The organism is Streptomyces sp. T39, assembly GCF_008042045.1.
Classification (GTDB): Bacteria; Actinomycetota; Actinomycetes; order Streptomycetales; family Streptomycetaceae; genus Streptomyces.
This window is the reverse complement of sequence record NZ_RDBP01000012.1, coordinates 952062-978326: the sequence shown is the minus strand read 5'-3', so window position 1 is coordinate 978326 and position 26265 is coordinate 952062. Positions and strand designations below refer to the sequence as shown.

General features: G+C 73.9%; 18 protein-coding genes and 2 pseudogenes. 8 read left to right on the top strand and 12 right to left on the bottom strand.

Going from position 1 to position 26265, the window contains the following annotated elements:
- Nucleotides 1-186, bottom strand: a pseudogene (locus EAO77_RS05215) (protein kinase domain-containing protein); the annotation flags it as partial.
- A 40-nt stretch (nt 187-226) separates the two neighbouring features.
- Between EAO77_RS05215 and EAO77_RS05210 the strand changes: the two are divergent.
- From EAO77_RS05210 to EAO77_RS05200, 3 genes and pseudogenes are all read left to right on the top strand, one after another.
- Nucleotides 227-1579, top strand: a pseudogene (locus EAO77_RS05210) (PQQ-binding-like beta-propeller repeat protein); the annotation flags it as partial.
- 131 nt (nt 1580-1710) lie between these two features.
- The gene (locus tag EAO77_RS05205; protein WP_147986923.1) at nt 1711-2364 is read left to right on the top strand and encodes a DUF4199 domain-containing protein; all 654 of its coding nucleotides are present in this window, start codon (nt 1711-1713) and stop codon (nt 2362-2364) included.
- A 73-nt stretch (nt 2365-2437) separates the two neighbouring features.
- Nucleotides 2438-2935: a hypothetical protein gene (locus EAO77_RS05200; RefSeq protein ID WP_147986922.1), complete on the top strand. Its 498-nt coding sequence runs from the start codon at nt 2438-2440 to the stop codon at nt 2933-2935.
- A gap of 77 nt (nt 2936-3012) precedes the next feature.
- On the opposite strand, the gene EAO77_RS05195 is transcribed toward EAO77_RS05200, so the two are convergent.
- The 9 genes from EAO77_RS05195 to EAO77_RS05155 form a co-directional block, all read right to left on the bottom strand.
- A complete protein-coding gene (locus EAO77_RS05195) occupies nt 3013-4245 on the bottom strand; it encodes a cytochrome P450 family protein (protein ID WP_147986921.1) in 1233 nt (410 codons plus the stop codon).
- The gene (locus tag EAO77_RS05190; protein WP_147986920.1) at nt 4242-5504 is read right to left on the bottom strand and encodes a cytochrome P450; all 1263 of its coding nucleotides are present in this window, start codon (nt 5502-5504) and stop codon (nt 4242-4244) included. Before EAO77_RS05190 ends, EAO77_RS05195 begins: the two co-directional genes overlap by 4 nt.
- Nucleotides 5501-6133 (bottom strand): GTP-binding protein, encoded by a 633-nt coding sequence (locus EAO77_RS05185; protein WP_147986919.1) that lies wholly within the window; start codon nt 6131-6133, stop codon nt 5501-5503. Before EAO77_RS05185 ends, EAO77_RS05190 begins: the two co-directional genes overlap by 4 nt.
- The gene (locus EAO77_RS05180) at nt 6108-6467 is read right to left on the bottom strand and encodes a DUF742 domain-containing protein (RefSeq protein ID WP_147986918.1); all 360 of its coding nucleotides are present in this window, start codon (nt 6465-6467) and stop codon (nt 6108-6110) included. Before EAO77_RS05180 ends, EAO77_RS05185 begins: the two co-directional genes overlap by 26 nt.
- A complete protein-coding gene (locus tag EAO77_RS05175) occupies nt 6464-6886 on the bottom strand; it encodes a roadblock/LC7 domain-containing protein (RefSeq protein ID WP_147986917.1) in 423 nt (140 codons plus the stop codon). The genes EAO77_RS05180 and EAO77_RS05175 overlap by 4 nt, the downstream gene beginning before the upstream one ends.
- Nucleotides 6883-8292: an ATP-binding protein gene (locus EAO77_RS05170; RefSeq protein WP_147986916.1), complete on the bottom strand. Its 1410-nt coding sequence runs from the start codon at nt 8290-8292 to the stop codon at nt 6883-6885. The genes EAO77_RS05175 and EAO77_RS05170 overlap by 4 nt, the downstream gene beginning before the upstream one ends.
- A gap of 272 nt (nt 8293-8564) precedes the next feature.
- Nucleotides 8565-8801 carry a hypothetical protein gene (locus EAO77_RS05165; protein ID WP_147986915.1) on the bottom strand — a complete coding sequence of 79 codons (237 nt, stop codon included), beginning with the start codon at nt 8799-8801 and terminating at the stop codon, nt 8565-8567.
- Between the two features lie 273 nt (nt 8802-9074).
- The gene (locus tag EAO77_RS05160; protein WP_147986914.1) at nt 9075-12041 is read right to left on the bottom strand and encodes an AfsR/SARP family transcriptional regulator; all 2967 of its coding nucleotides are present in this window, start codon (nt 12039-12041) and stop codon (nt 9075-9077) included.
- Between the two features lie 122 nt (nt 12042-12163).
- The gene (locus tag EAO77_RS05155) at nt 12164-13006 is read right to left on the bottom strand and encodes a polysaccharide deacetylase family protein (protein WP_147986913.1); all 843 of its coding nucleotides are present in this window, start codon (nt 13004-13006) and stop codon (nt 12164-12166) included.
- Between the two features lie 456 nt (nt 13007-13462).
- On the opposite strand from EAO77_RS05155, the gene EAO77_RS05150 reads away from it, so the two are divergent.
- Nucleotides 13463-15031, top strand: a complete 1569-nt coding sequence (locus EAO77_RS05150; protein WP_147986912.1) for an APC family permease — start codon at nt 13463-13465, stop codon at nt 15029-15031.
- Nucleotides 15032-15088: 57 nt separating this feature from the next.
- Here EAO77_RS05150 and EAO77_RS05145 read toward each other — a convergent pair whose 3' ends face one another.
- A complete protein-coding gene (locus EAO77_RS05145) occupies nt 15089-16597 on the bottom strand; it encodes a CehA/McbA family metallohydrolase (protein WP_147986911.1) in 1509 nt (502 codons plus the stop codon).
- Nucleotides 16598-16745: 148 nt separating this feature from the next.
- On the opposite strand from EAO77_RS05145, the gene EAO77_RS05140 reads away from it, so the two are divergent.
- The 4 genes from EAO77_RS05140 to EAO77_RS05125 all read left to right on the top strand — a co-directional run bounded on the left by EAO77_RS05140 (nt 16746) and on the right by EAO77_RS05125 (nt 24398).
- On the top strand, nt 16746-17573 hold the full coding sequence (locus EAO77_RS05140) for an LLM class F420-dependent oxidoreductase (protein WP_147986910.1): 828 nt from the start codon (nt 16746-16748) through the stop codon (nt 17571-17573).
- 174 nt (nt 17574-17747) lie between these two features.
- Nucleotides 17748-20351, top strand: coding sequence for a bifunctional FO biosynthesis protein CofGH (locus tag EAO77_RS05135; protein ID WP_147986909.1), 2604 nt, complete (start codon nt 17748-17750; stop codon nt 20349-20351).
- Between the two features lie 28 nt (nt 20352-20379).
- Entirely contained in the window at nt 20380-23103 is a 2724-nt protein-coding gene (locus tag EAO77_RS05130) for a tetratricopeptide repeat protein (RefSeq protein WP_147986908.1), read from the top strand.
- Nucleotides 23104-23267: 164 nt separating this feature from the next.
- Entirely contained in the window at nt 23268-24398 is a 1131-nt protein-coding gene (locus EAO77_RS05125; RefSeq protein ID WP_147986907.1) for an ADP-ribosylglycohydrolase family protein, read from the top strand.
- A 223-nt stretch (nt 24399-24621) separates the two neighbouring features.
- Here the strand turns inward: EAO77_RS05125 and EAO77_RS05120 are convergent, their stop codons facing one another.
- A complete protein-coding gene (locus EAO77_RS05120) occupies nt 24622-26184 on the bottom strand; it encodes a sodium:solute symporter family protein (RefSeq protein WP_147986906.1) in 1563 nt (520 codons plus the stop codon).
- Between the last annotated feature and the right edge of the window lie 81 nt (nt 26185-26265).

Sequence of the window (26265 nt, the reverse complement as noted above, 5' to 3'; positions counted from 1 at the left end):
GGTGACGCTGCGCGAGTCGCGCGCCTGCTCGGGGGACATGTAGGCGGGGGTGCCGACGGCGACGTTGGTCATCGTCAGCCGGGTGTTGGAGACACCCGACGCGATGCCGAAGTCGATCACCCGGGGGCCGTCCTCGACCACCAGCACGTTGGACGGCTTGAGGTCCCGGTGCACCAGGCCCGCCCCGGACGGCCGTCCCTCGTGGGCCACCGGCGACCCCCGGGGCGGTCACGCCCCGCCGTCCGTGGCCGACGGCGGCCCGGTCCGCCTCGCCGGAGCCGGCGTCTCGATCGGCCCCGGCCCCCGGGTGGCCGGCACCGGGCGCGTCCCCGACGCCGGGCCGGCGACCGGCTGGATCCGTCCGCCCGCCGGGGTGAGCGCCCCCGACGCGGGAACCGGCACGGCCCCCGCACCCACGCCCGTGCCGCAGCAGGAGCCCGCTCCCGCCCACTGGCGGCCCTGGCGGTTCCGTATGTCCAACGACGTCTGGGGCACCCCGGCGGTCGAGGGCGATCTGCTCTACGTCACCTCCTTCGAGGTCCACGCGCTCGACGTCGGCACCGGCCGGCGCCAGTTCAAGACCCGTGACGTCGCTTGGTCCATGGCCGTCGCCGACGGCCGCATCCACGGCTCCGACGGGCCGACGCTCTACGCGCTGGACGCCCTGACCGGGGCCGAGCGCTGGCGGCTGGGGACCGACGCCTGGGTGTACTCGCTGAAGGCCGACCGCGGCACGGTGCTCACCGGCACCCGCGGCGGCGGGGTCCAGGCGTGGGAGGCGTCCAACGGCGAGAAGCTGTGGGAGGTGACCGGGGCGCAGACCGACTTCGAGACCGCGGAGGCCGGTCCGGCGATCTTCGGCGACACCGTCTACGTGTGGAAGGACGCCCGGCTGCGCGCCCTGGAGGCCAGGACCGGGATCGAGCGCTGGTCGTACCCGATCGGCGACTCGGCCTCCTGCGGCAACGTGCCCGTACGCGTCACCCCGGCGCCCGACGGCTACGTGTACGTGTCGGCGGGCACCCGGGTCGTCGCCTTCGACATCGCCTCCGGCCGGGTGCGCTGGCACTTCGAGGCGCCCGCGGTGTTCCTGTCCCCGCCGGCCTTCGCACCGGGCCCGGCGGTCACCGGCGGCGGCGTGTACCTCGCCGACTACCTCGGCACGGTGTACGCCGTCGACGCCACCACCGGCAAGGACCGCTGGCGGATCGCCACCGAGTCCCGCCAGTCGATCGAGCCCGTGCTGGTCGCCGGCGGCAACGTCCACGTCGGCAGCGGCAGCGCGCTGTACACCCTCGACGCCGTCACCGGTACGCCCATGTGGCGCTTCGCGGCCGGCGGGGAGGTCGTGGGAGCGCCCGTCGTCGCCGACGGCCGTGTCCACTTCGGGTCCGCCGACCATGTGCTGTACACCCTCGACGCGAGCGGCGGCCAGCTCCGCTGGAAGCTCGCCACCGGCGGCGAGATCACGGGGTCGCCGGTCGTGCGCAACGGCGTCGTGTACGCGTGCAGCAAGGACCGCTGCGTCTACGCCCTCGACGCGGTCAAGGGCACCGCGACGGGCCGCGGGTCCCGCTGACCCGCGGCCGGGGCGGGCCCGTCACCCGCATGGCGGAGCAGCCGGGGCGGGCGTAGCGTCGGGAACGAGAGCCCGGAGAACCGCGAGCGGGTCCCGCCCGGCACCGGCTGACTCGACCGAGGAGGCGGGCGATGGTCCGCAACGTCATCGGTTCCGTCCTCGCCCTCGCAGGAGCGACGGCCGCCGTATGGAGCCCCTTCCGCGCCTGGTACGACGGCCGTCCCGGGCGCTACTACCGCGTCCAGGACCTCTTCGGCGGCATCACCGGCGCCGACGCCGCCATCGTGGCCTCGGTGCTGCTCCCGCTCGCCTTCGGCGCGCTGATCGCGCTGCTCGGTGTCGTGCTGCGCTCCCGGCTGCTGGTCGCCCTCGCGGGGCTGATCGTGCTGGGCTTCACGGTGCTGTGGATGGTCCGCCAGGGCCAGGCTGCGGGAAGTCTCACCGTCAGCGGCGACGGCCGGGGGCTCGGTGACGGCGTGGCCATGGCCGCGGGCGGCGGGGTGCTGCTGCTGATCGCCGCCGTGGTGATGAGCGGCCGGCCACGTTCGCGGGGGTACGAGCCGCGGGAGACGCACACCGCGGAGCCGGACGACTGGGGGCCCTACGGCCCCGACGCCACCGGCCCGGTGCCGTACCGGCAGAACCCCTACGGCCTGCGGCCCGACGACGGGGTGCAACCGCACGGCGGTCGGGGGCGTCGTGGTGACGAGGGCGCCTACGGCGACGGCCACGGGCCCGATGGGCCGCCGACGCTGCCCGCGCCGGGCAAGCGGGACGAGTGGTGACCGAGCGCTGCTAGGGTGACGTGCGCTCGTCAAGCGAGCCCTTGTACCTACCACTTTCAACGGGGGTTGAAACGTGAAGATTCGTCATGTCCGCGCGATCGCTGTCTTCGGTGTGGCGCTCGTCGCCCTGACCGGTGCCCGTGGCTCGGGCGGCGGCGGCTGCGACAACAACAGCAGCAGCTCCAGCAGTTCCAGCAGTTCCGGCGGCAGCCACAACGACAGCGACAGCACCTCCGGCGGTTCGTCCGGCGGCTCCCTGCCCGGTGGCTCGGGCGCCGACAAGGCCGCCCGCGACGTGACCATCGACGAGTGCAAGTACGACCCGGCGACCAAGAACCTCGTCGCCCGGATCACCGTGAACAACAGCGACGCGATGGACTACGACTACAGCGTCACGATGAAGTTCACCGGCGGCGCGGGCGGCACGGCCACCCCGGCGACCGCGATGAAGAGCGGGATCGCCGTCGCGGGCGGCGCCAGCGCGAGCGCCGAACTCACCACCCCGTACATCGGTTCCGGCGACGGCTCCGAGTACACCAAGTGCGAGGTCACCCGCGCCAGCCGCTTCTGACACGGCGTCGGGCGGACGCGGAGCCCGGCCCTGCGGCCGGGCCCGCGCCGCCCGCCCCGGAGTCCCGGGGCGGGCGGTCAGCCGCGCAGCAGCACCGGGATCTCCTGCCAGCCGTACGCGATGAACGACGGCACCTGCTTCAGCTCGTCGGGCTTCGCCGCGAGAGCCAGGTCCGGGTAGCGGCCGAAGAGGGCCGAGAGTGCCGTGACGGCCTCCGCCCGCGCCAGGGGCGCGCCGATGCAGCGGTGCACACCGACACCGAACGCCATGTGGTCGTCCGCGGCCCGGGTCGCGTCGAACGCCGCGGCCGTCTCCCCGTAGTGCGTGGGGTCGGTGCCCGCCGCCGCGTAGGTGGTGAGGACCGCGTCGCCCGCCGGGATCGTGACGCCGTCCACCGTGACGTCCGTGACGGCGAACCGCAGCGGCAGCGAGGCGATCGACGGCTGCAGACGCAGCACCTCGTCCACGACCTGGTCCCAGGAGAGCGTGCCCGCGCGCACCGCGGCGAGCTGCCCGGGGTGCTGGAGCAGCGCGACGACGGCGTTGCCGATGAGGTTGACCGTCGTCTCGAAGCCGGCGCCGATGACGAGCAGCAGCGTGTACAGCAGCTCCTCGTCGCTCAGCCGGTCCCCGCCCCCGTCGCGGACCCTGACCAGCTCACTGGTCATGTCGTCGCCGGGGTGCTCGACCTTGTAGGCGATCAGCCCGCCGAGGACCGTGACGATCTGCTCCTGCACGAAGGCGCCGTGCTCGGGGCTCGGGTCCGTGGTGTCCATGACGGCGGCGATGAGCCGGCCCGTCGCGTCGGTCAGATGGTCGGGCACGCCGAACAGCTCGCAGATCATCCGCATCGGCAGCGCGTAGGCCAGCAGCGCCTTCACGTCCACGGCGCCGCCGCCGGCGCCGGCCGCGTCCACGTCCTCCAGCAGCTCCGCGGTGATCGCCTCCACCCGTGCGCGCATCGCCTCGGTGCGCCGGGCGGTGAAGCTGGGGGCGACCAGCCGGCGCAGCCGGGTGTGGTCCTCGCCGTAGCTGGACAGCATGTTCCGCACACCGACCCAGCCGAGGATCCACGCCCAGTCGGGATGGTCCGCGACGGCGTCGAACAAGGACCAGTGCTTGCGCGGGTCCTTGGAGATCTGCGGGTCCAGGATCAGCTTCCGGAGCGTGTCGTAACCGGTCGGGGCCCAGGCGGGTATGCCGCCCGGCAGCTCGACCGGGACGACCGGGCCCAGGGAGCGCAGGCGGGCGCTCTCGGCGATGATGTCGGCCCCGAACGGGTCGATGGCCACACGGGTGGACACGGTCATGCGCGGTCTCCTGCCTGATCGGGCGAAGGCGCCGGCGTGCGGTCGGGCGTACGCGGCGTGAAACGGACGGGCAAGGCGTTCAGCGACCGGTGGAACGGACCCGGCCGCCAGGAGAGGCGTTCGCGGGGGAGCACCGGGTCGAGGTCGGGCAGCCACTGGGTGAGGCGCTCGACGGCCTCGGTGGCGATCAGCACGGCGGGCTGCTTCACCGGGCAGGCGTGCGGGCCGGCGCCCCACGACATGTGCGAGGCGTCGTGCGGGTGGTGCGCGTCGGCGAAGTCCTTCTCCGCGAAGTACCCCATCGCGCCGAACGAGATCACGATCGGGACGGCGGCCTGGAGCCACATCCCGTGGAAGCTCATCGACCGGCGCGCGAAGTGCGCGCCGTAGTTGGCGAGCGGGGTCTCGTAGCGCAGCACCTCCAGGACCGCGTCCATCACGGGACGCGCGCCCGAGGTGAGGGTGGAGTAGTACGCGGCGTTGCCGAGGATGCGCGAGAGCGCGTTGGAGATCAGGTTGGCGGAGGGCTCGTGGCCGGCGCCGAGCGTGAGGAACACCTGCCAGGTGACCTCCTCGGGCGTCAGCTCCAGCGGATGGTCCAGCAGCCGGCTCGTCAGGTCGTCCCCGCGCTCGGCCATCTTGGCGCCGATGAGCTCCATCACGTACTTGCCGTACTCGACCTCGCCGTCGGCGGCCCGGGCACCGCCCTCCATCATCTGGCCGAGTGCCGCGTCCAGCCTGCCCGATTCGCTGTCCGGCAGCCCGAAGAGGCTGTTGAACACCATCGCCATCATCGGGCGGGCGAACTGGGTGACGAGGTCGGCCTCGCCGTCGGGCCCGAACCGGGACACCAGGGTGTCGACCGCCCGGTGCACCCGCTCGCGCAGGTCGTGCGGCTCGACGAGGTCGAAGGCGTCCAGCAGCGTGCGCCGGTAGCGGATGTGCGCGTCGCCGTCCGCGAACAGCGCGTTGGCGCGCCAGCGCATCATGCCGAGGATCGGCGCGTCCGCGGCGACGGTCTTCTCCCAGGGCCGCGGGTCCACCGAGAACGACTCGGTGTCGTGCAGCAGGTCGAGCGCGGCACGGCGGTCCGTGACGATGTACGCCGAGACGCCGGGGGCGAGTTCGGCCCACCCGACGGGACCCTGGGCGCGCAGGGTCGCGTAGTACGCGTACGGGTCGGCGGCGAACCCCTCCTCCCACAGCCGGACCGGTGCGGCCAGCGTGAAGGCGTCGGAGTGGGCGGGGTAGGCGTTCACCGTTCCTCCGTGGCCATGCGGTCGATGACGTGCTGGACGAGAGCGAGAAGCGCGTCGACGGACGCGTTGGTGCTCCGCGCGTCGACGGTGACGAGCGGGGTGTCCGGCGCCAGGTCGAGGGACCGGCGCACCTGCTCGTCGGTGTAACGGGGCGAGTCGGGGAACATGTTGAGGGCGACGGCGAACGGCACCCCCGACTCCTCGACGAGCCCGAGGACGTCGAAGGACTCGGCGATGCGGCGGGTGTCGACGAGGACGAGCGCGCCGAGCGCCCCGTACGCGATGTCGTCCCACAGCGGGCGGAACCGTTCCTGCCCCGGCGTGCCGAACAGGTACAGCACCACGGAGTCGCCGAGCGAGACCCGGCCGAAGTCGATGGCCACGGTGGTGGTCGTCTTGTCGCGGACGCCCGCGAGGTCGTCGACGGAGGCGGACGCCTCGGTGAGGTGTTCCTCGGTGTGCAGCGGGCGGATCTCCGACACCGCGTCGATCAGGGTCGTCTTGCCGACCCCGAACGGGCCGGTCACGAGGATCTTCACCAGTTCACGGGCGGTGTCGGGCAGGTGCAGCGACGCGGCGTCGGCCGGCGCGCCGGCCGTCCGGTCATAGCTTGAGGGCGCGGAGGCCATCGGCCACTCTCTCCAACAGGTCACGGTCGGGCAGGGCGGCGACCGGAACGGGCGGGCGGGCGCTCACCAGTCCCTGGTCGGTCAGGGCGGCGGCGAGCACGCGTACGGCCGAGACCGGAAGCCGGAGCAGGGCGGCGCACTCCATCAGCGTCAGGGAACCGCCGTCCAGCAGGTTCAGCAGGGCGTGCTGGGCCGCGGGCAGTCCCGCGGGCGCGGGCCCGCCCGTGCCGGTCAGCACGGACAGGCGCTCCAGACTGTTGCGGCTGGGCCGGGCCACCCCTCCGGTGGAGAGGTAGGCCGGGACCAGCGGCCGGCCGTTCCGGCGGCCGGTCATGCGAGGGAGCCGCCGTCGGCCGCCCGGGGCGCGGCGGCCATCGCCTTCTCGCCCAGTCGCGCGACCTGCGAGTGGACGCGGTGCCCGAGGAGGTCCAGACGCACCTCCGGGTCGCCGAAGGCGGCGACACAGGTGCCGTGCTCCGTGGGGGCGACCAGGATGTAGCCGAGGTCGGACTCGATCACGACCTGGCGCAGCTGGGCGACGGGGGCGTCCGCGAAGGCGGCGGCGGCGGTGCGGCAGGCGCCCTGGACCGTGGACGTGATCGCGGCGACGCGCTCGGCGGAGTCCTGGGCGAGCGCCGCGGTGAATCCGGACACGAGCCCGTCCCTGGTGAGGAGTACGGCGGCCCGCACGTGCGGGATCTCCAGGATCGGATCGAGCACCCAGGCCGAGTCACCGGTGTCGCGGCTGTTCATCGGGGGTCGTTCCCTTCGGTGGCGGCGGCCTGGCGGGCCGCGTTGGTGGCGGACTGCAGGGCTCCGAGGGCCGCGGCGGACTCCTCGGGCGAGCGGGCGGGGATGCGCGGAGCCGGCGCCCGGCGGGCTGTCTGCGCACCCTGGAGGGGCGCGTGGCGGCGCCGCTGCGGAAGCAGGTCGCCGTCGGCGGGCGGGACGCCCGGCGCGGGCGGGACGCCCGGCGCCGCGGCGGGGGCCGGTGCGGCCGCGGGCTCGTGGGCCGCCGCCGGGTGCTGCCGCACCGGCTCGTCGGGCTGCGCCCGGTCGGGCCGCGGCTCGTGCCCGGCGGTCTGCCGGGTCGAGGGGGCGGCGCCGGCGGACGGCGGCAGGACGGTCGGGTCGATGGTGCACAGGAGGTGGTTCTTGATCAGCAGCACCGCGCGCACGCCGCCGTAGGGCGAAGGGCTGGAGAGGTCCACGGACAGGTCGAACTGCCGGGTGAGCTGCCCGATCGCGGCCAGCCCCATGCGCGGCGGGTCGCCGAGGTCGGACAGCAGGATCGGCTCGCTGCCCGCCACCATGCGCTGGGCGGACTCCCGCTCGTCCGGGGCCATGCCGACGCCCGCGTCGTCGACGGTCACGGTGACCCCGTGGTGGGCGCGTTCGAGGCCGACGACGACCGACGTGTCCGGCGAGGAGTGGCGCAGCGCGTTGTCGAGGAGCTCGGCGACGATGATCGCGACGGGCTCGACGGCGTGCGAGACGAGCGCGGTCCCCGGTTCCAGATGGTGCAGGACCTGCACCCGGTGGTAGCCCACCAGACGCGCCTGGCCGCCGGTGACGGCGTCGACGAGATGCGACTCCTCGCGGGCCAGCCCGACCCAGGCGCCGCAGACGACGGCCGCCACCTGCGCCCGGCGCAGGGACTGCTCGTTCTCGTGGTCGAGGGCGTAGAGGGTCTGCGCCAGCTCGGGGTCGTCGTAGCGCTGCTGGAGACCGCGCAGCACGTCCTGGAGCCGGTACAGGGCCGCCTGGATCTCCCGGGTCGTGCCGCGCATGCCGGCTCTCGCGGCCGCGTCGACCCGCTTGCGTTCCTGGGCGACGGCCTGGCGCAGGGCGTCGAGCACGGCGTCCGTCCCGGCGCCCGCGGGGCCGAGCGGACCGGGCACCCGGACGTGCGGATGGGTGCTGCGGGTCGCCTCGGCGGGCATCCGCTTCAGGGCCAGGTGCTCGACCTCGGCCGCGAACGCCGCCGCCGCGCGGTCGAGTTCGCCCCGGGTGGCGTCGAGTTCGGAGCGCAGCGACCGTATCTCGTCCTGGTGCCGGGCGCGCTCACGCCGGGAGCGCAGCAGGCCGCCGCCGAGGACGAAGGCCGACAGTGTCCCGGCGGCCAGACCGCCGACGGCCAGCTCGGGTATCTCGATCATGGGTGAGGACCTCGGGAGAAGGCGGGTTCAGGTACGCCCTGTTGGGCTCGGACCCGCCAAGTAGACACCGTAGAGACGCAGTTGCGTTCGAAACTGCGCGAGATCCTCGTGTATGTGTCTGATCGGTGACCAATTGTCGATGAAATGAACGACGGCCGCCGCCCGCCGGCTCCCGTCCCGGACGCGGCTTCGGACCGTGTCCGGACACGACGCGGCCGCGGCGGCTCCCCCTCCGCGCCGCCGCGGCCGTTCCCCGTCGTGAGTGGCTCGGGTCAGGGCCTCTTCGGCTTCAGGGGCTCGGACGTGGCGTGGGTGTCCAGCGTGCCGATCCCGCCGCCGGTCGCGTGGGTGTCGAGCGTGCGGATGTCCTCGCCGGTCGCGTGGGTGTCCAGGGTGCGGATGTCACCGCCCGTGGCGTGGGTGTCCTGGGTCGTCACCGCGTCCTCCGCGCCCGTGGCGTGGGTGTCCTGCGGCTTGAGGATCGGGTCCTGCTTCTTCGCGTCAGCCATTGAGCTGCCCTCCCGTTGGTGGTTCCGTCGTGCTGTCGAAAGGCCCGTCCGGCCGCTCCCCCGATGGCTTCCGGACGGGCCCCCTCAGGGCGGCTCACCCTAATCGGTGCTGCCGCGGTGTCGCCCGTCTGCCCCCCGACGCGACGGATCGACACCCCGAGAGTGCCTGCCGGGGATAAACGAACGATGAACGCCCGGGCCGCACACGGGATCCGTGCGACGGACGGGGCGCGGCGCCCGGGGCGGCCGGCCCTGCGCCGCGGGCGGCGTGCCCTACGCGGCGGCCGCCGGCGCGAGGAGCGCGCGGACGTCCGCCGACTCCGGGGAGCCCAGTTCCTCGTAGATCCCCAGCGCTTCGCGCCAGCACACCTCCGCGCGGCCGGTCTGGCCGAGCGCGCCGAGTGCCTTGCCGAGGACCGTCAGGACGTTCCCCCGGCGCCACTCGCCCCCTATGCCGCGCAGCACGGTCAGCGCCATCTCCGCGTTGGACGCCGCCTGCGCGGTGCGGCGGCCCGCGAGGTCGGCCTCGGCCATCCGGTAGAGCGTCATGCCCTCCCACAGGCGCTGCCTGCTGTCGTGGAAGACGTCCAGGGCCTCCTGGAGACGCGCCGTCGCCTCCGCGATCTTCCCGCTCCGGGTGAGCGCCATGCCCAGCGCGTACCGGGCGTTGGCGCCGCGCAGCGCGTGGCCCATGGCGTCGTAGATGTCGAGCCCCTTGCGGGCGAGCGCCACCGCGCTGGCGGTGCGGCCCATCGCCAGGTGGATCCGCGAGAGGTTGCACAGGGCCGAGGCCTCGCCGGGCTGGTTGTCGCCCGCCCGGAAGTCCGCGATCGCGCGCTCCAGATGGCGCTCGCCGTCCTCCTGGCGGTTCTGGTAGACGGCGATGACGCCCCGGTGGTTGGAAGCCCAGCAGCCCGTCAGGGGGTCGTCGTTGAGGCCGGACAGGCGCAGCGCCTGTGCCGCCTCGGCGTCCGCCTCGTCGAACCGTCCCGCGACCAGATGGGCGTTGCTCAGGGTCACCAGCGCGCGGCCCTCGGCCCAGGTGTCCCGCGCGGCGCGTGCCGCGTCGAGCACGGCGGCCGCGACCGCCTCGTACTGCTTCGGGTTGGCGCCGGACTCGCCGAGGTCCAGGGCCGCCCACAGCAGGTCCACGGCGCGGCGCAGCATGGCCGGCCCGGAGGACTGGCGCACACAGGCCAGCAGTGGGTCGGCCTCCGCGTACAGCCAGTCCTGCGCCTCGTGGCGGTCCGCGAAGGTCAGTCCCGCGTCGCCGGCCGGCTCCAGGTGGTCCACGAGGCGGTCGCCGGGACGCTCGATCGCGTAGACCCGGGACGCGGACGCCAGATAGAAGTCGAGCAGGCGCGAGAGCGCCGCCTCGCGCTCCGAAGGCGGCTGCTCGTCGCGGTCCGCGCATGCACGCGCGTAGAGCCGTACGAGGTCGTGGAAGCGGTACCTGCCCGGGGCGGCGGACTCCAGCAGCGAGGTGTCGACCAGCGCCTCCAGCAGGTCCTCGGCCTCGTGCTGCGGAAGGTCGAGCAGGGCCGCGGAGGCGGCCAGCGAGATGTCCGGGCCGTCGGCGAGGCCCAGCAGCCTGAACGCCCGCGCCTGGGCCGGCTCCAGCTGCCCGTAGCCGAGTTCGAAAGTGGCCTTCACCGCGAGGTCGCCCGCCTGGAGCTCGTCCAGCCGGCGCCGCTCGTCGGCGAGCTTGGCCGCCAGGACCGAGACCGTCCAGGTGCGGCGGGCCGCCAGCCGGGAGGCCGCGATACGGATGGCCAGCGGAAGGAAGCCGCACGCGGCGACCACGTCCAGCGCAGCCTCGCGCTCCGCGCGGACCCGCTCGGCGCCCACGATCCGGGTGAACAGCCGCAGGGCCTCGTCGGGCGACATCACGTCCAGGTCCACCAGGTGCGCCCCCGCCAGGTCGACCATGCGGACCCGGCTGGTGACGAGGGCCGCGCAGCCCGCGGTGCCCGGCAGCAGCGGACGGATCTGGGCCGCGTCCCGGGCGTTGTCCAGGAGGACGAGGATGCGGCGGCCGTCGAGCGCGGACCGGTACAGCGCCGCGCGTTCGTCGAGGGTGTCGGGGATCGCCGAGTCGGCCGTGCCGAGGGCGCGCAGGAAGGCGCCCAGCACCGTCTCGGGCTCCGCGGAACGGCTGCTCGTCCCCTGGAGGTCGATGTACAGCTGTCCGTCGGGGAAGTGGGTGCGCGCCTGATGGGCGACATGGACGGCCAGGGTCGTCTTGCCGACGCCGCCGATGCCGGCCAGCGCGGACACCGCCATCACCGAGCCCTCGGCCGATGCGAGACGGTCGCCGAGCTCCCGCACGAAGGGGACCCGGCCCGTGAAGTCGGGCACGGTGGCCGGGAGCTGGGCGGGCCGGGTGAGCTGGACGCCGGGCGTGTGCTCCTCGCTGGGGCGGGCCAGTTCGGCGTCGGCCTGGAGGATGCGCTGCTGGAGACCGGCCAGTTCGGGCCGGGGGTCCACGCCGAGTTCGTCGGCGAGCAGTCGCCGGGTGTCCGCGTAGACGGCGAGCGCCTCGGCCTGGCGCCCGCACCGGTACAGCGCCAGCATCAAGAGCTCGCGCAGGCGCTCGCGCAGCGGATGGGTGGCGGTGAGGGCGGTCAGCTCGGAGACGGCCTCCGCGTGGCGGCCGACCTCCAGGTCGAGATCGAGGCGGGTCTCCAGGAGCGTCAGGCCCCATTCGGCGAGCCGGGCGCGCTGGTTCTCCGCGTAGGGGCCCGGCACGTTGGCCAGCGGCTCGCCGTCCCACAGGCCCAGCACCTTGTTGATCAGGGTGCGGGCCTGGTTGCGGTCGCCGGCCGCGTGGGCCTTGCTCGCCTCGTCGGCCAGCTCCTGGGCGACGGCCAGGTCGAGCGCGTCCCGTCCGACGCGCAGGGCGTATCCGCCCGACTCGCTGACGAGGGCGTCCCCCGCGAGCGACTTGCGCAGCCGGGAGGCGTAGGTGCGGACGGCGGCGAGGGCCTGGGACGGCGGGTCCTCGCCCCAGATGGCGTCGATCAGCTCCGACGCCGTCGCGGTGCGTCCCTCGCGCATCAACAGCGCCGCGAGCAGGGCCTGTTGCTGGGGCGAGCCGGACGGCAGGGTCTCGGATCCGCGGCGTACCCGCACGGGGCCGAGCACGGTGAAGTACAGCGCGGCGTCGATGCTGTCCGCGCCGCCCTCGCGCTGATGCGGAACGCGCTGGTTCGGTACGCGTGGCCCGCTGTCACGGCCCATTGGCTGCCCCCTGCCCGTACTGCCGGAATCGCCCTCGACAGTCTGCCCTGTGCGGGGCGGCCCCGTCAGCATGGGGGCGTCACGGTCTGGTACCACGCGGGCGGCGCGGACCGCCGGGGTGATCAGGGGCGATAGATCTTTCCCGGCTCCGCCCGGCCCGGGGCGAGGAGTTCGGGGACCGTGACGAAGGTGTAACCGCGCTTCTTCAGCTCGTCGACGATGCCGGGGACGGCGGGCACCGTTCCGTCGTAGATGTCGTGGAGCAGGATGATGCCGTCGCGGTCCGCCTGGTCCAGGATGCGCTTCTCGATCAGGGCCGAGTCGGTGGTCGAGTAGTCCTTGGCGGTGGCGCTCCACAGCACGGCGGCGAGACCGAGCTCCCTGCTGACGGCCATCACCTCGTCGGTGCGGCGGCCCTGCGGCGGGCGCATCAGGGTCGGCTTCTCGCCGGTGATCTCCGCTATCGCGTCCTGGGTGCGGGCGAGTTCGTCGCGTATCCCGTCCTCGTCCAGCTGGTCGAGCCTGCGGTGGGTCCAGGTGTGGTTGGCGACCTCGTGCCCCTCGGCGGCGATCCGCCGGACCACGTCCGGGTACTTCAGGACGTGGTTCCTGCCCAGCAGGAAGAAGGTGGCGTGGACGTCCTTCTCCTCGAGGATGTCGAGGAGTTCGGGGGTGTCCCTGCCCGGGCCCGCGTCGAAGGTGAGCGCGATGCACTTGGCCTTCCGGCAGTCCACCGGGGGCCGGGCGGATCCCGCGTTCTTCCCTGCGGAGCCGGTCCGGTCGGCGGCGAGCGCCTCGCCCTTCGGCGCGTCGGCGCGGGCCTCGGAGGGCGACGTGGTGTCCGACGAGCAGCCGCCGAGGACGAGCGCGAGCGCGGCCGCCGTGAGGGCCGAGGCAACCCGGTGGCGGGTTCTGCCCGTCCTGTGGGGTGTGGCGGTCGTGGTGGTCCCGGGACGTGCGGGCATGGCGGGGTTCCCCTCTGCGTGGCGGTGCGGACGCGCACGGGGCGCGGCGTGCTGCCGGCCCGGTCGGCCGTGCGCGTCGGATCAGGACTATACATACGGTGTATAGACGGGGTGCATAGTGGGGTTCCGGACGCTGCCGGGCGCCGTGACGGCGGGCCGGCGGGCTTGTCGCGGTGAGCCGGTTCCGTTCGCCGTGCTGCCTCTCGGCCGTTCGGTGGCCGGTGCGGAGGGGGCCGGAAAAACGCCGCGGGAAATTTTGGAAACGGGCATATCGGTCACGGCTGCGATTCCCGCAGTGGGGGATGTCGCCGGTCCCGCCTCGCGATGCAGCGTGTCAACTGTGATTCGACCTTGATTTGTTTGCTCAAATCGGTGTTGCGGCCATGGAATCGCAGGAGTTGAAACCGGATGGCGATCGTCCGGATATGGAAACCGCAGGACTTACCGTCCTGTCCCATGACTCAGCTGGATGCACGGCCCCAGGCCGGAGACCCGGTAAGGGGCGTCCCCGGCGGGGGCGCCACCGACGCCGGCGCACGCACGAAGGGCCTCGGCGGGAACTCCGTCGGACTGATGGGCAGTGCCGTCATCGGCATCTCCACCGTCGCGCCCGTCTACTGCCTGACCTCCACCCTCGGCTCCACGGCCGGCGAGGTCGGGGTGCAGATGCCCGCCGTCTTCCTCGCCGGCTTCCTGCCGATGCTGCTGGTCGCCTTCGCCTACCGTGAGCTCAACCGCGCGATGCCCGACTGCGGCACCTCCTTCACCTGGACGGTGAAGGCCTTCGGCCCCCGCGTCGGATGGATGTGCGGCTGGGGCCTGGTCATCGCGACGATCATCGTGCTCTCCAACCTCGCCGGCGTCGCCACCTCCTACTTCTGGCTGCTGGCCGGAGAGATCACCGGCAACGAGGCGGTCGCCGCGCTCGACGGGAACAAGGCCGTCCACATCGTCACCTGCCTCGTCCTGATCGCCGTCGCCACCGCCATCAGCTACCGGGGCATGACCGCGACCAAGGGCGTGCAGTACGCCCTCGTCGGCCTCCAGCTGGCCGTGCTGGCCGTCTTCGTGACCATGGCCTTCGCCAAGGCGGACACCTTCGAGACGTCCCTGTCCTTCTCCTGGTCCTGGCTGAACCCCTTCGCCGTCCAGTCCTTCGCCGCCTTCACCGCCGGCCTCTCCCTGTCGATCTTCATGTACTGGGGCTGGGACGCCTGCCTGACCGCCAACGAGGAGACGGTCGGCAGTGCCAGGACCCCCGGACGCGCGGCGATGATCTCCATGGTGGTGCTGGTCGGCTCCTACCTCGCCACCGGCATCGCGGCCCAGATGGCCGTCGGCTCCGGCGACGCGGGACTCGGCCTCGCCAACCCCGAGACCTCCGACAACGTCTTCGCCGCCCTCGCCGGGCCCGTGATGGGCCCCGGGCTCGGCATCCTGCTCTTCGTCGCGGTCCTCGCCTCCGCGGCCGCCAGCCTCCAGACCACCTTCATCCCCGTGGCCCGCACCGTCCTCGCCATGTCCGCCTACGAGGCCCTGCCGCCGTCCTACGCCCGGGTCCACGAGCGCTTCCGGACCCCCGGCCGCGCGACCGTCGTCGCCGGCATCGCCACCGGCGCCTTCTACACCGTCATGACGCTGGTCAGCGAGCACGTCCTCGTCGACACGATCTACGCGCTCGGGCTGATGATCTGCTTCTACTACGCGCTCACGGCCTTCGCCTGCGCCTGGTTCTTCCGCGGCGAGCTCCGGCGCTCCGCCCGCGACATGGTCTTCAAGGGCGTCTTCCCGGTGCTCGGCGGTGTGCTGCTGGCCGCCGTGTTCGGCAAGACCCTCTACGACATGTGGGACCCCGCCTACGGCTCCGGATCCTCCGTCCTCGGCGTCGGCTCGGTCTTCGTGATCGGCGTCGGACTGCTGCTGCTCGGTGTGGTCCTGATGGTGGCCATGCAGCGCCGCAGCCCGGCCTTCTTCCGAGGCGAGGTCCTGACCAAGGAGACGCCCTCGCTCGTCGTCGCCGACTGATCCCGCCGGTGTCCGGTGGCGGCGGCCCGCCCGCCGCCACCGGACACGGCCGGGCCGTCAGCCGCCCAGGAAGACGGGATTCGTCAGGGCCGCCGGCGCCCCGGGCAGTCCGGGGACCGACGTGGCGTGCCGCACCTCCGCCCGGACATAGGTCGCGTTGCGCGGCGTCGTGCGCCACTCCACGGTCCCCGACCCCGACGAGGGCACCGCCGCCGAGTGCACCACGCCCTGGTCGGTCACGATGCGGACGGTGCAGCCGGGGACGCCCGCCACCTCCACCCGGACCGTCACCGCCGTGTCGTCGGCCACCCGCAGCCGGCCGCCGATCCCCGCGTGCCGCCCGCGCCCGCCCGCGGCCGACAGCGCGACGGCGACGTCCTTGTTCTCGGCGATCCAGCACCGGCCCGCCCGGATCCCGTCCAGAATCGCCGTACGCGTCAGGTCGTCGGCGAGCACCACGGTCTGCGGCGTGCCGACGGGGTCCGGATCGCGATGGGCGTCGCTGCCGCCGATCGCCGGGGTCCAGCGGCCGCCCCCGCGTGCGGCCACGGCGAGCGAGCCGTCCCAGTCGGCCAGGGAGACCTCGTCGTCCGGGGTGAACGGGCCGTTCCACACCTCGACCGCGTCGGCCTCGCCGAAGCCGAACTTCCAGTTGCAGCCGATGCAGGTGGCGTGGGGGTGCGCCGGCACGACGAGCCCGCCCGCCCGCCGGATCCGCCGCGCGAAGTGCCCGAAGCGGTTGTCCCGGGCCCGGTAGCGCCAGTCCACGAAGGTCCCCGGGTCGGTGCCCACCGCGAGCACGTGGCCGTTGCGCGTCGTGACCTCCTCGCCGAGCAGCACGAGCAGGTCGTCCCCCGCCGCCTCCGCCCAGTGCGCGTGCGCCGCATGGGTGTTGTGCTCGCTGGAGTTGAGGAAGTCCAGCCCGGCGGCCCTGGCCAGAGCGCCGATCTCCTCGGGGGTCCGCCGCCCGTCGGAGTACCAGGAGTGCAGATGGCAGTCGCCCCGGTACCAGGCCCGCCCGCGTCCCCTGGCCCGTTCCGGCGGGTACACGGGAGTGCGGGGCGCGGCCTGGGAGCCGTGGGTGAGCGTGACGCGGACCTCGTACGGCAGTCCGCCCGGCGCCACCGTGTAGGGCGCCAGCGCGATGTACCAGACACCCGGCTCGATGACGCCGGGCAGATACCCCGGGGTCGCGTCGTCGGACCGCAGGAAGAACTCGCTGCGCGCACCGCCCGACCAGCCGCGGAAGCCCTCCCCGCCGAGGGCCGTGCCGCGCTGGTCGAAGATGCCGATGTCGAGCGCGTTGCCCGCGGTCCCCGCCGGCTGCGGGGGCCGTTCGTAGGAGTAGGCGACGTGGATCTCCTTCACCCCGCGGGGGATCTCCACCGGGAGGTACACGAAGTCGGCCGCGCCGGGATCCAGCACCCCGCGCACGGTCTCGGTGCTGCGGGCGCCGTCGCGCGGTGCCGCGTTCGCGAAGCGCACGGTGGCCAGGGTGAGGGCGGCCGTGGCACCCGTCACGATGAGCGCGCGTCTGCCGGGTGCGTGTTCTGCGTCGGTGCACATGCCGTCGGCTCCCGAGGTGTCGAGACGGACAGGAGGATGCAGTCGCACCCTCGTACCGGTCGGTGAACGGCGTGACAAGAGCGGGAAGTCGCCGGATGACACGGTCGTGACCGGCGACGCGCCGGGCGTCCTGGCCTACCGTGGCCCCATGCGGATCGCGACCACGATCTTCCTCACCGACGAGACCATCACCCCCGTGCGCCTCGCCCGCGCCCTCGAACAGCGCGGCTTCGCCGGCCTCTACCTCCCCGAGCACACCCACATCCCGGCCGACCGCACGACCCCCTACGCCGCCGGCGGTGAACTCCCCGCCGAGTACACCCGCACCCTGGACCCCTTCGTCGCCCTCGCGCAGGCCGCGGCGGTCACCACCACCCTCGCGCTCGGCACCGGCATCACGCTCGTCGCCCAGCACGACCCGATCGTCCTGGCCAAGCAGATCGCGACGCTCGACCATGTGTCCGGCGGCCGCTTCACGCTCGGCGTCGGCTTCGGCTGGAACGTGGAGGAGGCCGCCGACCACGGCGTCGAGTGGTCCACCCGCCGGGACCTGGTGCTCGACAGGATGCGCCTGATGCGCGCGCTCTGGGCGCCGCAGCCCACCGGTTACGAGGGCGAACACGCCCGCGTCAGCGCCTCCTTCGCCCACCCGAAGCCGGCCGGCGGCACCCCGCGCGTCCTCGTCGGCGGCGGCGCCGGGCCGGGGCTCTTCGCCCACATCACCGAGTACGCCGACGGCTGGCTGCCGATCGGCGGACGCGGCCTCGGCGCCTCGCTCCCCGCACTCCGGCGGGCCTGGGCGGAGGCGGGGCGCGACCCGGCGTCCCTCCAGGTCGTCCCGTACGGCGTCCGCCCCTCGCCGGGCAAGCTCGCCCACTACGCGGAGCTGGGCGTCACGGAAGCCGTCCTCCAACTGCCGCCGGGCACGGAACTGGAGGTCCTGCGCGTCCTGGACGACTACGCGCAGTACCTGTGAACCGGGGCGGGGAGCGGAAGCCGCCCGCGCCGGGGTGACCCCGGAGCCGGGGGCGCCGGTCCGGGGGCACGGTCCCCGGGCGGAGGATGTCCCGGGCCGGGACCCTCGGCCCGGGAAGCGGCTCTCCCGCCCACACCCTCGTGGGCCGCCGGACGGCGCTCGTATGCTCGACGCATGACCGATCACCAGCGCGGACCCGCCCCGGCAGCGACGGACCGGCCCACCCCGAACGCCATGCGAAGGGCGCTCAAGCGGGCGCGGGACGGCGTCGCCCTCGATGTCGCCGAGGCCGCCGTGCTGTTGCAGGCGCGGGGCGCCGACCTGGAGGACCTCACGGCCTCCGCCGGGCGGGTACGGGACGCGGGCCTGGAGGCCGCCGGGCGCGCCGGGGTCATCACGTACTCGAAGAGCGTCTTCATCCCGCTGACCCGGCTCTGCCGCGACAAGTGCCACTACTGCACCTTCGTCACCGTGCCGGGCAAGCTCCGCAGGGCCGGCCACGGGGCCTTCATGTCCCCCGACGACGTACTGGACATCGCCCGGCGCGGCGCCGCGCTCGGCTGCAAGGAAGCGCTCATCACCCTCGGCGACAAGCCCGAGGACCGCTGGCCCGAGGCCCGGGAATGGCTCGACGCCCACGGCTACGACGACACCCTCGCCTACGTGCGCGCCATGTCGGTCCGCATCCTGGAGGAGACCGGGCTGCTGCCCCACCTCAACCCGGGCGTCATGTCGTGGACCGACTTCCAGCGGCTGAAGCCCGTCGCCCCGTCCATGGGCATGATGCTGGAGACGACCGCGACCCGCCTGTGGTCCGAGCCGGGCGGTCCCCATCACGGCTCGCCCGACAAGGAGCCCGCCGTGCGCCTGCGCGTCCTCGAGGACGCCGGACGCTCCAACGTCCCCTTCACCAGCGGGCTGCTGATCGGCATCGGGGAGACGTACGAGGAGCGCGCCGAGTCGCTGTTCGCCCTGCGCCGCGTCTCCCGCGCCTACCACGGCATCCAGGAACTCATCCTGCAGAACTTCCGCGCCAAGCCGGACACGGCCATGCGCGGCATGCCCGACGCCGAACTGGACGAACTCGTCGCCACGGTCGCCGTCGCCCGTCACATCATGGGACCGGCCGCCTGCCTCCAGGCCCCGCCCAACCTCGTCGACGGCGAGTACGCCCGCCTGCTGCGGGCCGGCATCGACGACTGGGGCGGCGTCTCGCCGCTGACCCCCGACCACGTCAACCCCGAACGCCCCTGGCCGCAGATCGACGAACTGGCCGCCCGGTCCGCGGACGAGGGCTTCACCCTCCGGGAACGGCTGTGCGTCTACCCCGAGTTCGTACGGCGCGGCGAACCCTGGCTCGACCCGCGGCTGCTCCCGCACGTCACCGCGCTCGCCGACCCCGCGACCGGACTGGCACGCGAGGACGCCGTACCGGCCGGACTGCCCTGGCAGGAGCCCGACGAGGGCTTCACCGGGACCGGCCGCACCGACCTGCACCGCACCATCGACACCGACGGGCGCACCCACGACCGGCGGGACGACTTCGACCACGTCTACGGCGACTGGGACGCCCTGCGGGAGGCGGCCGCGCCCGGCATGGTCCCGCAGCGCATCGACACCGACGTCCGCCAGGCCCTCTCCACCGCGGCCGACGACCCGACCCGGCTCACCGACGCCGAGGCGCTCGCCCTGCTGCACGCCGACGGCCCGGCCCTCGACGCGCTCGCCCGCGTCGCCGACGACCTGCGCCGGTCCGTGGTGGGCGACGAGGTCACCTACATCGTCACGCGCAACATCAACTTCACCAACGTCTGCTACACCGGCTGCCGCTTCTGCGCCTTCGCCCAGCGGCGCACCGACGCCGACGCCTACAGCCTCTCCCTGGACCAGGTCGCCGACCGCGCCGCCCAGGCGTGGGACGTCGGCGCCGTCGAGGTGTGCATGCAGGGCGGCATCCACCCCGACCTGCCCGGCACCGCCTACTTCGACATCGCCCGCGCCGTGAAGGAGCGCGTCCCCGGCATCCATGTGCACGCCTTCTCCCCGATGGAGATCGTCAACGGCGCCTCCCGCACCGGGATGTCCGTCCGCGACTGGCTGACGGCCGCGAAGGAGGCCGGCCTCGACTCCATCCCCGGCACCGCGGCCGAGATCCTCGACGACGAGGTCCGCTGGATCCTCACCAAGGGCAAACTGCCCGCCGCCACCTGGCTCGACGTCGTGCGCACCGCCCACGAACTGGGCATCCGCTCCAGCTCCACCATGATGTACGGGCACGTCGACCAGCCCCGGCACTGGCTCGGCCATCTGCGCACGCTGGCCGCGCTCCAGCAGGAGACCGGCGGCTTCACGGAGTTCGTCACCCTCCCCTTCATCCACACCAACGCGCCCGTCTACCTCGCCGGCATCGCCCGGCCCGGGCCCACGGCACGCGACAACCGGGCCGTGACCGCGATGGCCCGCCTGCTGCTGCACCCCCACATCACCAACATCCAGACCAGCTGGGTCAAGCTCGGCGCCGACGGAGCGGCCGAGATGCTGCGATCGGGCGCCAACGACCTCGGCGGCACCCTCATGGAGGAGACCATCTCCCGGATGGCCGGCTCCGGTTACGGCTCCTACCGCTCGGTCCGCGACCTGCGCGCCATCGCCGAGGCCGCCGGACGCCCCGCCCGGGCGCGCACCACCCTGTACGGCGAGGTGCCCGAGGAGCGGCAGCAGGCCGCGGCCGCGTCCGACGGACACCTCCCGGAGCTGCTGCCCGTCCTGCCAGACTGACCGTCATGAAGCCGACGGGGGAGCGGACATGAGCGGTCACCGCAAATCGCTGCGCCAGGTGCTCGAGGACCGGCGCGGGGCACGGTTCGTCGGCCGCGCCGAGGAGATCGGCCTGTACCGGCGCAACGTACGCCTCCCCGTCGAGGACCCGGACCGCAGATTCGTCTTCCACGTCCACGGCAGCGCGGGCGTCGGCAAGACGTCCCTCGTGCACCGGATGAGGGCGGCGGCCGCCGAACAGGGCGCCCTGGCCGCGTACGTCGACGACTCCGTCAACAGCGTGCCCGACGCGATGGCCGCCGTCAGCGCCGACGTCGCCCGCCAGGGACACCGGCTCAAGGAGTTCGACCGGCTGATGGCGACGTACCGCCAGCGCCGGCACGAGGCCGCCTCGCTCGTCGAGGACCCGGACCAGTCGCTCACGGCCGGCGCGGGCCCGTCGGCCGGGCATCTGACGGTGGCCCGCGCCGGCCTGATGGCCGTCTCCCTGATCCCCGGTGCCGGCGCGCTCGCCGGCGCCATCGACCCCGCCCAGCTCGCCGAGGGCACCGAGCGGCTGCGCGCCCAGCTCAGCTCCCGCTTCCGCCAGGACGACGTCCAGCTGGTCATGGACCCGCTGCCGCTGATGTCCCCGGTCTTCCTCGCCGAACTCGAACAGGCCGCGGCCGCTCTCCACCGCGACGCCCACGTCGCCCTCTTCTTCGACACCTACGAGCGCACCGGAGCCTTCCTCGACCCCTGGCTGGCCGCCCTCTTCGCCGTCGGCCGCTACGGGGAGCCGCCCGCGGGGCTCGTCGTCACCACCGCCGGCCGGCGGCGCCTGGACCGGGTGCTGTGGGCCGACAGCATCGACCTCGTCGCCGAACTGCACCTCACCCCCTTCACCGAGGCGGAGGCCCGCGAACTGCTCACCGCCCGCGGCATCGTCGACGAGGCCGTCGTCCGGGACGTCCTGCGCCTGTCGGGCCGGCTGCCGGTCCTGCTCACCACCCTCGCCGCCAACCCGGCCACCGCCGCCGGGGCCGTCGACGACCCCAGCGCCACCGCCGTCGAACGCTTCCTCGACGGCGAACGGGACCACGCCCGCAGGGACGCGGCCCTCGACGGCGCACTGCCCCGCCGGCTCAACGAGGACGTCTTCGCGGCGGTCGTCGAACAGGACGCGACCGACCTGTTCCGCTGGCTGCGCACGATGCCGTTCGCCGAGGAGCGCGCCGGGCTCACCGTCTACCACGACGTGGTCCGCACCCCCATGCTGCGGCTGCGCAGGGCCGGCTCCCCGCAGCGCTGGATCGCCGGCCACGAGCGTCTCGCCGACGCGTTCGCCCGCTGGGCGGCGGCCGCCGCGGCCGGGATCGACGAGCGCCGGCTGTGGGCGGCCGAGAACTGGCGCGAACTGCGCCTGGAGGAGACGTACCACCGGCTGTGCGCCCAGCCGCGCGTCGCCCTGCCCGGTGCCCTGCGGGACGGCATCGCCGCCTGCCGGGAGGGCACCGCGGCCGCCCGTGCCTGGGCGCGGATGCTCGCCCAGGCCGGCGACGACGCGGACAGCGCCCTGCTGCGGGGCTGGGGCCACGACGGACTGGCCGCCCTCGCCGACGAGTCCCGGCTCGGCATCGACCTGCTGGGCATGCTGCTCCAGCGCGGTGCCCTGGACACCGCGGCCCGCGTCGACGCCCTCGTCGTCCGCGCCCGGGACCTGCACAACGCGGGCGAGTACGAGGCCGCCCTCGCCGACTCCCGGCGCGCCCTCGACCTCGACCCGGCATCCGCGCCCGCCCTCCACGGACGCGCCCGCACCCTGCGCCGCCTCGGCGACCTGGACGCCGCGCTCGCCGACCTCGACCGCGCCCTGGAGATCGAGCCGGACGTCCCCTGGACCCTCGCCGAACGGGGCGAGGTCCACCGGCTCGCGGGCCGCTACGAGGAGGCCGTCGCGGACCTGGACCGGGCCATCGGGGCCGGGCTCGACCACCACTGGCCGTACGCCGGACGCGGCCACGCCCTGCTCCGCCTCGGCAGGACCGGGGAGGCTCTCGCCGACCTGGACCGCGCCGTGGAGCTCAAACCGGGCTACGTGTGGGCCCTGCTGCGCCGCGCCCGGGCCCGCACCCTGCGCGGCGACGTCACCGGCGCGCTCGGCGACCTGAACCGCGCGGGGGCCCTGGCCCCCGACAACCCGTGGATCGCGGGCGAGCGCGGCGACGCCTACCGGTTCGCCGGCCGCTACGAGGAGGCCGTGGAGCAGTACGACCGCGCCCTGGAGCTCGACCCCTCCTACGCCTGGGCGCTCGGCAGCCGGGCCATGGCCCTGGACGCCGCCGGCCGCACCCGCCAGGCCGTCGCCGACCTCGACCGCGCCATCACCATCGAACCGGACTACGCCTGGGCCATGCTCCGCCGCGCGGAGATACGCGAACGCCTCGGCGACACCGCGGGCGCCCGGGACGACCGGGCCCGCGCCGAGGCGACCTCCGGCGGCCGGGAGGCGCGCGACCTCGCCGCGCGGGGAGCGGCGCACGCCCTGGCGGGCCGCCACGAGGAGGCCCTGGCGGACCTCGACCGCGCCCTGGCCCTCGCCCCCGGCCACCGCCCGGCCCTGTGGACCCGCGTCGGCACCAACCTGGCCCTGGGCCGGACCCAGCAGGCACTCGCCGACCTCGCCGAACTGAACCGCTCCCGCGCCCTCCCCCCGGGTGAGACGTACCGGCAGTACGCGGACGGCATGTACACCTCCCGGCACCAGAGCTGACCCGCCGGGGGGTGCGGGGCGGGGCTCACGGAACGGGGCATTCGGGGTCCCGGGGAGTTGATCGACATACCCCCGCGTTCCTCCTGGGGGCCCCCGACCCGGCGTTCCCGTTCGATTACAGTGCTGGGCCGGGCAGTGTTCGTTCGACGTCGGGGAGGGGCACGGTGGGCGCAGGAGCCGCGGCCGTGTGGGGCCGGGCCGAGCAGCAGGACTTCCGTGCCCGGGTGCGGGGAGCACTCCTCGGCGGCGCGATCGGGGACGCGCTCGGCGCGGGGGCCGACGGGAGGGGCCTCGACGAACTGCGCGCGGCGTACGGGCCCGAGGGGCTCACCGACTTCCCTCCCACGGGCGGCCGGCGCGGTGCGGTCACCGCCGCCACCCAGATGACCCTCTTCTCCGTCGACGGGCTGATCCGCGCCCAGGTCCGCCGCGACACCGGTGCCTGGCACCCCCCGACCGACCTCCACCACGCCTATCTGCGCTGGGCCGCCACCCAGCGGGACTGGGGCCCCGACGAGCGCCGCAAGGACAACGGCTGGCTCGCGTGCGAGGAATGGCTCTACAGCAGGCGCGGCCCCTCCCGTGCCTGCCTGACCGGCCTCGGCGACGCCACGATGGGCACCGTCCAGGCCCCCAAGAACCCGACCGCCCGGGACGCGGGCGCCCTGGTGCGCTCGGCGCCCTTCGGACTGCTGGTGGGCTGGGAGCCGGAACTGGTGTGCCAGCTCGCCGTCGAGTGCGCGGCCCAGACCCACGGCCACCCGACCGCGTACCTCTCGGCCGGCGCCTACGCGGTGATCGTCCACGGCCTCGCCCGCGGGGAGACCCTGGACGCCTCGGTGCAGCGCGCCCTCGCGCTGCTCGCGGCCCGGCCCGGCCACCAGCCGGTGACCGACGCGCTCAAGGAGGCCCTCGGCGCCGTCCGCCAGGGCATCCCCGGACCGGGCCGGGTCGCGGCGCTCGGGGAGAACGGCTTCGCGGAGGAGGTGCTCGCCGTCGCCGTCTACTGCACCCTCGTCGGCGAGGACATCCGCCAGGGCCTGCGGCTTGCCGTCAACCACGACGGCCCGTCGGAGGCCACGGGGGCGGTCTGCGGGGCGCTGCTGGGCGCCCTGCACGGCGAGACGGCACTGCCGCCCGCCTGGCTCTGCGAACTGGAGGGCCGGGGGACCCTGCTCCAGATCGCGGACGACTTCGCGATGGAGATGACCCAGGGGCCGGCGCTCCACAGCCCCACCCTCTCGGCCCCGGGCTGGCTGGCCCGCTACCCGCGCGGCGCGGCCGAACTCACCTGACGTTCCCGCCCCTCGTCCCTCGCACCCGCCCGTGCTCTTCCCGCCCGCGCTGCGAGGCCGGCCCGGGTGACGCCCTCGGGCCGGGTGGCCCGCGCGCCTGCCGGCACACCCCGCCCCGGTACGGCGGGGAGCCGACCGCCGTGCCGGGGCGAGGTGCCCCCGCACGACCGAGCGGCCGCCCCCGGCTTCCGGGGGCGGCCGCTCGGCGCGGGGAGTCGGGGCGTCAGCCGTCGGCGCCCTCGCGGGCGGCGGGAGCCGCGGGCGCCGGGATCAGGCCGATCCCGCCCCCGAGTCCGTCGTCGTCGTTGTTGATCTTCGCCAGGACCTCGTCCCGCTCCGGGGTGTCCTCCGGCTTGATCCAGCCGATCACCACGAAGAGGACCAGGGAGACCGCGAGCGGAATCGAGACCTGGTACTGGAGCGGCACCCCGCCCTCCACGCTCCAGCTGATCGGGTAGTTGACGAGCCAGAAGGCGAGCAGGCCGACACCCCAGCTGACCAGGGCCGCCGTCGGTCCGCTCCTGCGGAACCAGGGCAGCAGGCCGAGCATCAGCGGGATGGCGATCGGCCCCATGAGACCGGCGACCCACTTGATGACCACGGTGATGATGTCGCCGAAGAAGTCCGAGTTGACCTGGGTTGCGATCGCCATGGACAGACCGAGGAAGAGCAGCGTCGACCAGCGGGCGGCCAGCAGCCCGGCCCGGGTGTCCCACTGCCGGACCCGGCGCGAGAGCGCGGGCATGATGTCGCGGGTCACGACGGCCGCGATCGCGTTGGCGTCCGAGGAGCACATGGCCATGGTGTGGGAGAAGAAGCCGACGATCACCAGGCCCAGCAGACCGTGCGGCAGCAGCTGCTCCGCCATCAGCGCGTAGCTGTCGGCGGGCACGTCGGTCTCGATGACGAGCGGCGCCACCCACATCGGGAAGAAGAGGACCGCCGGCCACACCAGCCACAGCACCGCGGACAGCACGGCCGACCGCTGCGCCTCCTTGGCGGTGGGGGTGGCCATGTAGCGCTGCGCCTGGTTCCACATGCCGCCGTTGTACTCGAACGTCTTGATGAAGAGGTACGCGATGAGGAAGACCATCATGTAGGGCCCGGCGAGCGGTTCGGCGTGGCCCTCCAGCTTCGGCTCGTCCCAGACCGTCCACAGGCTGCTGAAGCCGCCGAGCTCGGCCATCACGGCCACGAGCATCGCGATGCCGGCGATGAACTGGATGATGAACTGGCCCAGTTCGGTGAGGGCGTCGGCCCACAGCCCGCCGACGGTGCAGTAGACGGCCGTGACGGCGCCGGTGATCAGGATGCCCGTGTTGAGGGAGACACCGGTGAAGACCGAGAGCAGGGTGGCGATGGCGGCCCACTTCGCACCGACGTCGACGATCTTCAGCAGCACGCCGGACCAGGCGAGGGCCTGCTGCGTCGGCAGGTTGTAGCGGTTCTTCAGGTACTCCAGCGGGGAGGCCACGTGGAGCCGCGAGCGGACCCGGTTCAGCCGGGGGGCGAAGAGCCGTGCGCCGATGGCGATGCCGATGGCGATCGGGAAGGACCACGTCACGTACGAGGTGATGCCGTAGGTGTACGCGATGGCCGCGTAACCGGTGAACATGACGGCGCTGTAGCCCGACATGTGGTGCGAGATGCCGGACAGCCACCACGGCATCTTCCCGCCGGCGGTGAAGAAGTCGCTGACGTCGTCCACCCGCTTGTGGGACCAGACGCCGATCGCGACCATCACGCCGAAGTAGCCGATCAGCACGGCCCAGTCGAGACTGTTCATGCCCCCTCCAGGGGTCTGGTCCTCCTTGTGAACGCCGTTCATGGTGTGGCGATCGACAGGGGCTCGACAACGGATCGGAGG